General features: G+C 72.4%; 9 protein-coding genes. 5 read left to right on the top strand and 4 right to left on the bottom strand.

Features of this window, described 5'->3' with window-relative positions:
- From ACFZCP_RS03665 to glgB, 3 genes are all read left to right on the top strand, one after another.
- The coding region (locus ACFZCP_RS03665; protein WP_391423656.1) for an alpha-glucosidase C-terminal domain-containing protein at window positions 1-372 on the top strand (372 nt) is incomplete at its 5' end.
- An 87-nt stretch (window positions 373-459) separates the two neighbouring features.
- Window positions 460-1,863: a maltokinase gene (locus tag ACFZCP_RS03660; RefSeq protein ID WP_391423654.1), complete on the top strand. Its 1,404-nt coding sequence runs from the start codon at window positions 460-462 to the stop codon at window positions 1,861-1,863.
- Complete coding sequence (gene glgB / locus ACFZCP_RS03655) at window positions 1,860-4,319, top strand: 1,4-alpha-glucan branching enzyme (protein WP_391423653.1); 2,460 nt, start codon at window positions 1,860-1,862, stop codon at window positions 4,317-4,319. The genes ACFZCP_RS03660 and glgB overlap by 4 nt, the downstream gene beginning before the upstream one ends.
- On the opposite strand, the gene ACFZCP_RS03650 is transcribed toward glgB, so the two are convergent.
- The 4 genes from ACFZCP_RS03650 to ACFZCP_RS03635 all read right to left on the bottom strand — a co-directional run bounded on the left by ACFZCP_RS03650 (window position 4,294) and on the right by ACFZCP_RS03635 (window position 8,260).
- Window positions 4,294-6,522 carry a HelD family protein gene (locus tag ACFZCP_RS03650; protein WP_391423713.1) on the bottom strand — a complete coding sequence of 743 codons (2,229 nt, stop codon included), beginning with the start codon at window positions 6,520-6,522 and terminating at the stop codon, window positions 4,294-4,296. The two genes, glgB and ACFZCP_RS03650, sit on opposite strands and share 26 nt — an antisense overlap.
- A gap of 193 nt (window positions 6,523-6,715) precedes the next feature.
- Window positions 6,716-7,048, bottom strand: a complete 333-nt coding sequence (gene trxA / locus ACFZCP_RS03645; RefSeq protein ID WP_362700700.1) for a thioredoxin — start codon at window positions 7,046-7,048, stop codon at window positions 6,716-6,718.
- 67 nt (window positions 7,049-7,115) lie between these two features.
- Window positions 7,116-7,544, bottom strand: coding sequence for a MerR family transcriptional regulator (locus ACFZCP_RS03640; protein WP_391423651.1), 429 nt, complete (start codon window positions 7,542-7,544; stop codon window positions 7,116-7,118).
- A gap of 194 nt (window positions 7,545-7,738) precedes the next feature.
- Window positions 7,739-8,260, bottom strand: coding sequence for an AsnC family transcriptional regulator (locus ACFZCP_RS03635; RefSeq protein WP_391423649.1), 522 nt, complete (start codon window positions 8,258-8,260; stop codon window positions 7,739-7,741).
- A gap of 45 nt (window positions 8,261-8,305) precedes the next feature.
- On the opposite strand from ACFZCP_RS03635, the gene ACFZCP_RS03630 reads away from it, so the two are divergent.
- Window positions 8,306-9,280 (top strand): NAD-dependent epimerase/dehydratase family protein, encoded by a 975-nt coding sequence (locus ACFZCP_RS03630; RefSeq protein ID WP_391423647.1) that lies wholly within the window; start codon window positions 8,306-8,308, stop codon window positions 9,278-9,280.
- A 1-nt stretch (window position 9,281) separates the two neighbouring features.
- A complete protein-coding gene (locus ACFZCP_RS03625) occupies window positions 9,282-10,172 on the top strand; it encodes an aldo/keto reductase (protein ID WP_391423645.1) in 891 nt (296 codons plus the stop codon).
- Window positions 10,173-10,304 lie beyond the last annotated feature (132 nt).

Raw genomic sequence — 10,304 nt, 5'->3', positions numbered from 1 at the left:
TACGGCTACCAGGTCACCAACGTCGAGGCCTCGATGTCCTCGCCCTCCTCACTGCTGCACTGGACCCGCCGCATGATCGAGATCCGCAAGCAGAATCCTGCCTTCGGACTGGGGTCCTACACCGAACTGCCGTCCTCGAACCCGGCGGCGATCGCGTTCCTGCGCGAGTACGAGGACGACCTGGTGCTGTGCGTGCACAACTTCTCGCGGTTCGCACAGCCCACGGAGCTGGACCTGAGGCGGTTCAGCGGGCGGCATCCGGTCGAGCTGTTCGGCGGGGTGCGGTTCCCCGCGATCGGCGAGCTGCCGTACCTGCTGACCCTGGCGGGGCACGGCTTCTACTGGTTCCGGCTGCGCCAGGACGCGGCGTAGCACCACGGCGGCGGGGCGGTTTTCGCCGTCCCGCCCCGGGCACGCATCACTCACACCCCGACGACCCGGGGAAAGGACGTGACGCCCATGGCGGACACGGTCAGTCCTTCCGACAGCACGAGTACGACCGCCCGGCTCCTCGCTTCGCTCGAACCCCTGTTGCGCGACTGGCTGCCGAGACAGCGCTGGTTCGCGGGCAAGGGGCGTCCGGTCACCGGTTTCACCCCGCTGGCCGCCACCGAACTGCTGCCCTGCACCGGCCGGCTGGGCCTGTACCACCTGCTCCTGCGCGTCCACCAGCCGCCCCTGCCGGGCGGCCCGCCGCACCCCGGCGACTGCTACCAGCTCCTGATAGGAGTGCGCGAGGCGCTGCCGCCCCGTCTGGCGCCCGCGCTGATCGGGCACGTGGCCCAGGGACCGCTCGCCGGACGCACGGTGTACGAGGCCCTGCACGACCCCCGGCCCGCCGAAGTGCTCCTGGAAGCCCTGCGCACCCGGGCGCGCATCGGCGGGCTCCGTTTCGAACGGGCCCCGGGCCAGGAGATCCGGGACGGGCTCGTGGCCCGGCTGATGACCGCCGAGCAGTCCAACTCGTCGGTCGTCTACGGCGATACGTTCATCCTGAAGCTGCTGCGCCGGGTCGTGCCCGGCGTCAACCCCGATCTGGAGATACCGCTCGCCCTGGCCCGCGCCGGCTGCGCTCGGGTACCCGCGCCGACGGCCTGGCTCCAGGCCGACCTGGACGGGCAGCCGTGCACCCTGGCCGTGCTGCAGCCGTTCGTGAGCGGTGCGAGCGACGGCTGGGAGCTGGCGCTGCGCGAGCTGGCCAAGGGCGAGGACTTCACCGCCGAGGCCCGGGCGCTGGGCCGGGCCACCGCCGAGGTGCACACCGCCCTCGCCCTCGCCCTGCCCACGGTCACCCTGGGCCAGGCCCGGCTGCGGCAGCTGGTGGACGGCATGACCGGCCGGCTGGAGGCGGCCGTACGGGCGGTGCCCGCCCTCAGGCCGTACGAGAGCGGGCTGCGCTCCGCCTTCACCGCGCTGGCCGGCCCGGTGGCCGAGGGCCGCACCTGGACCGCCCAGCGCATCCACGGCGATCTGCACCTCGGCCAGTGCCTGCGCTCGCCGTCCGGCCGCTGGTCCCTGATCGACTTCGAGGGCGAGCCGGCCCGGCCGCTGGCCGAGCGGCGCATGCCGCAGCCCGCGGTGCGCGACATCGCCGGGATGCTGCGCTCGTTCGACTACGCCGCCCTCTCGGCGAGCCCGCCCGCGCCCGCGTGGGCGCAGGGCTGCCGGGCCGCCTACTGCTCCGGGTACGCGGAGATCACCGGCCGCGACCCGCGTACCGAGCGCGTGCTGCTGCGCGCCTATGAAACCGACAAGGCGGTGTACGAGGTGGTCTACGAGGCCCGCCACCGCCCCGACTGGCTGCCGGTACCGCTCAGTGCGGTGCGCCGCCTCTCCCTGCCCGACCAGGAGGCTCGTTCGTGACGCCCAAGGCCAAGAAGGATTCCGCGGCCGAGAAGGACACCCCGGTCAAGAAGGACACCGCGGCCGGGAAGGAGACCACGGCCAGGAAGGGAACCGCGGAAGGGAAGGAGACCACGGCCAGGAAGAAGGCCGCCGCCAGGAAGGTGCCGGCGCAGGAGGTTCCCGGGAGGACGAAGGCGAAGGCGAGGGCGAGGGCCACGCCGAAGGGGGCGGCGAAGGCGACGGCGCCCGGGAAGGCGCGCGGGACCCTGCCGCGGCAGGGGGTCGCCGTCTCCCCCGCCGTGCCTGCCGCGGACCGTGAGCGTCTGCTCCACGGCACCCACCACGCTCCGCACTCCGTCCTAGGCGCCCACCCGGTCCCCGGCGGCATCGCCCTGCGGGCCTTCCGCCCGTACGCGCAGGCGGTCACCGTGGTCTGCGCGGACCTCAGGGCCGAACTGCACGACGACGGCGACGGCTTCTTCTCCGGGCTCCTCCCGCTCACCGAGGTCCCCGCCCACCGGCTGCTCGTGACCTACGACAGCACCGTCCACGACACCGAGGACGCCTACCGCTTCCTGCCCACGCTCGGCGAGCTGGACCTGCACCTGATCGGCGAGGGCCGCCACGAGCAGCTGTGGCGGGTGCTCGGCGCGCACGTCCTGACCCACCAAGGAGTGACCGGCACCCGTTTCGCGGTGTGGGCGCCGAACGCACGGGGGGTGCGGGTCGCGGGGGGCTTCAACTTCTGGGACGCGACCGGGTACCCGATGCGTTCGCTCGGCTCCTCGGGTGTGTGGGAGCTGTTCGTGCCGGGCATCGGCGAGGGCGAGCTGTACAAGTTCGAGATCACCCGCCCCGACGGCACGCGCACCCTGCGCGCCGATCCGCTCGCCCGCCGTACGGAGGTCCCGCCCGCCACCTCCTCGATCGTGCACGCCACGCACCACGAGTGGGGCGACGCGCACTGGATGGCCCACCGCGGCGACACCCCCGTGCACGAGGCGCCCTTGTCGGTGTACGAGGTCCACCTGCCGTCCTGGCGGCCCGGCCTGACCTACCGGCAGCTGGCCGAGCAGCTCCCCGCGTACGTCGAGGAGATGGGCTTCACCCATGTGGAGCTGATGCCGGTCGCCGAGCACCCCTTCGGCGGCTCCTGGGGCTACCAGGTCACCGGCTTCTACGCCCCGACCGCGCGCCTGGGCACCCCGGACGACTTCAAGTACCTGGTGGACCGGCTGCACCAGGCCGGCATCGGCGTCCTGATGGACTGGGTCCCCGCGCACTTCCCGCGCGACGAGTGGGCGCTGGCCGAGTTCGACGGGCGCCCGCTGTACGAGCACCACGATCCGCTGCGGGCCGCCCATCCCGACTGGGGCACGCTGGAGTTCGACTTCGGCCGACGCGAGGTGCGCAACTTCCTGGTGGCGAACGCCGTGTACTGGTGCGAGGAGTTCCACATCGACGGCCTGCGCGTGGACGCCGTCGCGTCCATGCTCTACCTCGACTACTCGCGCGAGCCCGGGCAGTGGTCGCCGAACGAGCACGGCGGACGGGAGAACCTGGACGCGGTGGCCTTCCTGCAGGAGATGAACGCCACCGTCTACCGGCGCTGCCCGGGCGTGGTGACGATCGCCGAGGAGTCCACCGCCTGGGACGGCGTCACACGGCCCACCCACCACAGGGGCCCCGGCGGCTTCGGCGGCCTGGGCTTCGGGCTGAAGTGGAACATGGGCTGGATGCACGACTCGCTGGAGTACGTCCGGCACGAACCGGTCCACCGCAGGTACCACCACCACGAGATGACCTTCTCGATGGTGTACGCCTACAGCGAGAACTACGTCCTGCCCATCTCCCACGACGAGGTCGTGCACGGCAAACGGGCCCTCGTCTCGAAAATGCCCGGCGACTGGTGGCAGCAGCGGGCGAACCACCGCGCCTACCTCGGCTTCATGTGGGCCCACCCCGGCAAGCAACTCCTCTTCATGGGGCAGGAGTTCGCCCAGGGCGCCGAGTGGTCCGAGGCGCACGGCCCGGACTGGTGGCTGCTCGACCCGTCCTACGGCGCCGAGGCCGACCACCGGGGCGTGCGCGACCTGGTCCGGGACCTCAACGCCCGTTACCGCGGCACGCCGGCCCTGTGGCAGCGCGACACCGATCCGTCGGGCTTCGAGTGGATCGTGGGCGACGCGGCGGACGACAACGTCTTCGCGTTCCTGCGCCACGACGCCGGCGGCAACCCGCTGCTCGCCGTCTCCCACCTGTCCCCGGTGGTCCGCCGGGACTACCGCATCGGCGTGCCGGAGGACGTCCCGGCCTGGCTGGAGGTGCTGAACACCGACGCGGCCCGCTACGGCGGCAGCGACGTCGTCCGGCCCGACCCGGTCAAGCCGGAGCCGCAGGGGGCCCATGGCCGCCCCGCGAGCATCCGGCTGACGCTGCCGCCCCTGGCTACGGTGTGGTTGCGGCCCGCCTGAGCGCGTCGGGCAGCGCACCGGTGTGCAGCACGCCCAGCCTCTGCGTGGCCCGGGTCAGGGCCACGTAGAGGTCGCTGGTGCCGTACAGGCCGGGCTCGACCACCAGCACCGAGTCGAACTCCAGGCCCTTCGACTGGCGGGGGTCGAGGAGCACGACGGACCGCGACAGGTCCGGCTCCGCGCCGGCCCTCACGCCGTCCAGCCGTGCGGCCAGCCTGCGGTGCAGATGGCGCGGGGCGATGACCGCGAGCCGTCCCTCGGCGGGGGTCAGTTCCCCGACCGCCTCGGCGACGGCGCCGGGCAGGTCGTCGGTGGCGCGCACCCAGGGCCGTACCCCCGTCGAGCGGACCGAGCTGGGCGGTTCGAAGGCGGGGTTCTCGGCGCGCACGACGGCCGCCGCCAGCTCCATGATCTCGGCCGGGGTGCGGTAGTTGACGCCGAGGCGCGTGTGCTCCCAGCGGTCCTCGACGTACGGCTGGAGGATCTTCGACCAGGAGCCGACGCCGGCCGCCTCGGCGGTCTGGGCGGGGTCGCCGACCAGGGTCATCGAGCGGGTCGGGCTGCGCCGCATCAGCAGCCGCCAGGCCATCGGCGACAGTTCCTGCGCCTCGTCGACGATGATGTGGCCGAACGCCCAGGTCCGGTCGGCCGCGGCCCGCTCGGCGGCACTGCGGTGGTCGGCTTCCTCCTGCCGCTCGGCGAAACGCTCGGCGTCGATGATGTCGTGCGCGGACAGGACTTCGGAATCCTCGTCCTCCTTGTCGTCGAACTCGTAGGTGCGGGAGGCGTAGGAGACGTCGAGGACGCCCTGCGCGTAGGCCACCTGCGTCTCCCGTTCCCGTTCGGCCCGCGCCCGGGCCACCCGCTCGTCCACGCCGAGCAGTTCGGCCGCCTCGTCCAGCAGCGGTACGTCCGCCACGGTCCAGGCCCGCGTCACCGGGCGGCGGATGGCGTCCGCGTCGTCGTCGGACACGTAGCCCACGGGGTCGGCGAGGAAGTCCGCGACCAGGCGCTGGGGCGTCAGCCGCGGCCACAGCTGGTCGATGGCGGCCCAGACCTCGGGGTTCTCGGCGAGCTCGTCGCGGATCTGGGTGACGTCCGAGGCGTCCAGCAGGCTGCTGCCGTCGTACGGGTCGGTGCCCACGCGCTCGGCATACAGGTCGGTGAGGGTGTTGAGGATGTGCCCCTCGAAGTACTCGCGGGCCGCGTTGTGCGGCAGCCGGGTGGCGCGGGTGCGCTCGCGGGCCACCTTGACCAGCCCGTCGTCGAGCATCAGGATCTCGCGGTCGTGCCCGATCGCGAGCACCGGATCGGGCAGCGACTGCCAGTCGCGTACGACGTCGGCGAGGACGTCCGCCATGGCGGCACGGCCCTTCACCGCGGCAGCCTCCCGGCTGTCGGCCGCCGTCGCCTTCACGCCGGGGAACAGCTCACCGACCGTGGCCAGCAGCACCCCGGTCTCGCCGAGGGAGGGCAGCACCTCGCCGATGTAGCCGAGGAAGGCCGGGTTGGGGCCGACGATCAGCACGGCCCGGCGGGCCAGCAGCTCCCGGTGCTCGTACAGGAGATAGGCGGCTCGGTGCAGGGCCACCGCGGTCTTGCCGGTGCCGGGGCCGCCCTCGACGACCAGCACCCCGCGGTGCGGCGCCCGGATGATGCGGTCCTGGTCGGCCTGGATGGTCTGCACGATGTCGCTCATCCGGCCGGTGCGCGCCGCGTTGAGCGCGGCCAGCAGGACGGCGTCACCGTTGTGGTCCTCGTGGCCGGTGCGGGTGGCGTCGCCGAGGTCGAGGATCTCGTCGTGCAGGGAGGTGACGGTCCGCCCCTCGGTGGAGATGTGCCGGCGGCGGCGCAGGCCCATCGGGGTGTGACCGGTGGCCAGGTAGAAGGGACGGGCCACGTCGGCACGCCAGTCGATGAGGACCGGGGTGCGCCGGGCGTCGTCCTCGCGCAGCCCGATCCGGCCGATGTGGTGGACGGCGCCGTCGGCGAGGTCGATCCGGCCGAAGCAGAGCGAGCCGTCGACGGCGTTCAGCGCGGCCAGCAGCCCCGATCGCTCGGCGACCAGGATGTCCCGCTCCAGCCGGGCCTGCATGGGCTTGTCGCCCTGGGCGAGCGCGTCCGCGACCGAGGTCTCGGTCTCGCCGCGCAGCACGTCCACGCGCGCATACAGTCCGTCGATGAATTCCTGCTCGTGGCGCAATTCATCGTCCGGAAATTCGGTGTTTGACAATTCCGCTCCCGCCCGGATATACTGTGCTCACTGAACTTCTTCGCGACCTGTTCAAATAGAAGTCGCGAACCACTGAATATACGCACAGAAATCCCCCGGGCGCAATTGACCGGGGGATTTTTCCGTGGGCGGCCCCGCGTTCACGGGCCTATGCGGCACGCGGCTACAGCACGTCGGCGAGCTCCTCCAGCAGCCGCCGCTTGGGCCGCGCGCCCACCATCGACCTCACCGGTTCACCGTCCCGGAAGACCATGAGGGTCGGCGTCGACAGCACCCCGTAGGAGACCGTCGTCTCCGGATTGCGGTCCACGTCCAGCTGGACGACCTTCAGCCGGTCGCCCTCCTCGAAGGCGATGTCCTTCAGCACCGGCGCCAGCTGCCGGCACGGCCCGCACCAGTCGGCCGTGAACTGCACCAGGACCGGAAGGTCCGAGCCGATCACCTCCTTCGCGAAGTCCGCGTCCGTCACCTCGGCCAGCCCGCTCACCAGACTCATCGCGTCAGCCCTCCCATCCCGCTCACCAAACTCATCGCGTCGCCCCTCCCAGCCCGCTCACCCAAACTCATCGCGTCGCCCCTCCCAGCTCGCATGCGGGTTCCGGACCCCCCGGAACCTGCGCCTCGACGGCCAGCTCGTCCCGGGCCCGCTCGGCCCGCCGCAGCTGCTCCGCGACGCTCTCCCGCACCGCCCGGAGCTGCCCGACGAGCGCGTCCAGCTCGTCCAGCTTGCGCCGGTAGACGGCGAGCGAGGCCGGGCAGGAGTCACCCTCCGGGTGCCCGGCGCGCAGGCACTCCACGAACGGCCGCGTCTCCTCCAGGTCGAACCCGAAGTCCTGCAGCGTCCGGATCTGCCGGAGCAGCCTGACGTCGTCCTCGTCGTACGTGCGGTGTCCCTTGTCGTCGCGCCGTGCGGGCAGCAGCCCCCGTGCCTCGTAGTAGCGCAGGGTGCGGGTGGTGGTCCCGGCCCGTGCGGCCAGCTCGCCGATTCGCATGCCCACGACCGTAGGCGTTGACGTCGGCGTCAAGGCAAGACGGGAGGCGGGCCGAGGTACGACGAGGCACGAGGAGAGGCAGGACGGGAGCAGGACGGGAGCAGGACGGGAGCAGGACGAGGCACGACGAGAGGTGGAACCGGAGGCAGGCCGAGGACCGCCGGGAGGCCGGTCAGGGCATGACCGGAGGCGGGTCAGGGCACGACCGGAGGCAGGAGGGGCTTTCGGCGCACCGGCGAGGACAGCACGATCGAGGTCGTCGTGCGGCCCAGCGCCGAGGTCTGCTCCAGGATCTCCTCCAGGTGCACGGTGTCGGTGACGGCCACCTTGAGGATCCAGCAGTCCTCGCCGACCACGTGGTGCACCTCGGCGATCTCCGGCCGGTCCAGCAGCTCCAGGGTCCGCGGATGCTTGAGGGTGTAGCCGCCGTGCGGGTTCACCCGGATGAAGGCCTGGATGCCGTACCCGAGGCGGGCGGGCGCGACCTGGGCGCCGTACCCCTCGACCACGCCCGCCGCCTCCAGCCGGCGCACCCGCTCCGCGACGGCGGCCGGGCTCAGGCTGACCCGCCGCCCCAGCTCGCTGAGCTTGATCCGCCCGTCGGTCTGGAGCAGCTGGAGGATCTGCCGGTCGACCGCGTCGAAGGCCACTGGTGTTTCGTCGGCGACGGCTCGCAGATGCCGTTGTTCTTTCGGCGTGGCGACCGTATCTCCCATGACTCCCCCTTCAGGAACGGATGTGACGCCCGGAGAATTATGGTCATGAGAACGACGCGAGAGGTATTGGTGATCGGCGGCAACCGCTATTTCGGCAAGCGGCTGATCGAGCGGCTGCTGGCGGCCGGTGACCGGGTCACGGTCCTGAACCGGGGTTCGTCGGCGCCCCCGCCGGGTGTGGTGCATCTGGTGGCGGACCGCGACGACGAGCAGGCCCTGTCCCGCGCGATCGGCACCCGCGTCTTCGACGTCGTCCTGGACCAGGTCTGCTACACCCCGCGCCAGGCGGAGATCGCATGCCGTGTCCTGGCCGGGCGCACCGCCCGCTATGTGATGACCTCGACCGTGGAGGTCTACGAGCACGAGGACAGCGAGGTGCCGGTCCCGGAGAGCGCGGTGGACCCGGCCACGGTCGCCGTGGACCGGCAACTACCGTGGGGGGAAACGGAGTTCCTCGAATCGCACTACGGCGAGGGCAAGCGGCAGGCGGAGGCGGTGTTCACCGCGGCCGGCCCGCAGCTCCCCTTCGTCTCCGTCCGGGTGGCCCACGTCCTGGGCGGCGACGACGACTTCACCGGCCGCCTCGGCCACTACGCCGACCGCATCCGCACCGGCGCGCCCATAGCCGTACCGCCCGTCACGCACCCGGCGACGTACATCCACGTCGAGGAGATCGCCGACTTCCTCTTCTGGGCGGCGGGCGAGGACTTCACGGGCCCGGTGAACGCCGCCTCCCACGGCCTGCTGACGCTGGAGGAGCTGTGCGCGGCGGTGGCCGCACGGCTCCCGGAGGGCAGGACCGTGTTCGAGACGTCCGAGGGCGGGACGGTGTTCGAGACGACCGAAGGCGGGACGGCATGGGAGACGGCCGGGCCGGCCGGGGCCGAGGTCTCCCCCTTCGCCTTCCGCCGCCGCTACGGCATGGACAACTCCCGGGCCACACGGCTCGGTTTCACCTTCGGCGACGTACGGCAGTGGCTGCCGCGGGCCGTCGCCGAGACCCTCGGAAAGGACCGGTGACATGCACCACCGCACCCTCGGCGGCCTGACGGTGAGCGCCGTCGGACTCGGGGCCATGCCGCTGTCGATCGAGGGCCGCCCGGACGAGGAGCGCGCCCTGGCCACGGTGCACGCGGCCCTGGACGCGGGCGTGACCCTGCTGGACACGGCCGACTCCTACCACCTGCCCGGGCAGGACCCCGGCCACAACGAACTCCTCCTCGCCCGCGCCCTCGCGACCTACGGCGGGGACACCGGCGACGTGCTGGTGACCACCAAGGGCGGCCGGGGCCGTCCGGCCGACGGCAGCTGGACGGTGACGGGCTCGCCCCGGCACCTCAAGGCGGCCGCCGAGGCCTCCCGCAAGCGGCTGGGCGTCGAGGCGATCGGCCTGTACCAGCTGCACAAGCCCGACCCGGAGGTGCCGTTCGAGGAGTCCGTCGGCGCACTGCGCGAGCTGCTGGACGAGGGCACCGTGCGGCTGGCCGGCCTCTCCAACGTGGACACGGAGCAGATCCGGCAGGCCCACGCGATCCTCGGCGACCGCCTCGTGTCGGTCCAGAACCGCTACTCCCCCGAGGTCCGCGACAGCGAGCCCGAGCTGCGGCTGTGCGAGCGCCTGGGGCTGGCGTTCCTGCCGTGGAGCCCGCTGGGCGGGATCTCGCGCAGCTCGCTGGACGGGCCCTCGCGGCTCGCGGACGGCACGCGGCGGTTCGCCGCGTTCCACACCGTGGCGCGGGAACGCGGGGTGAGTCCGCAACAGGTCTGCCTGGCCTGGCTGCTGACGAGGTCCCGGGCGCTGATCCCGATCCCGGGAGCCAGCCGCCCGGAGACGATCAGGGACTCGGCGGGGGCGGCGGATCTGGTGCTGAGCGAGGAAGAGGTGGCACGGCTGGACGCGACAGCCCTCTGACGAGGGGTCACACCCGGGAGCCGGGCGGCGGTGTTGTGGAAGTGGCTCCTGCACACCGCCTCGGCTCGTGCCGCGAGGATCTCGGTGTGGGGCGGGGGAATCCTTCGGACGGCCGGCGGGCCGTCCGGGAAC

The organism is Streptomyces sp. NPDC007971 (assembly GCF_042958635.1).
Taxonomy (GTDB): domain Bacteria; phylum Actinomycetota; class Actinomycetes; order Streptomycetales; family Streptomycetaceae; genus Streptomyces.
This window is presented reverse-complemented; position numbering and strand designations above follow the sequence as displayed.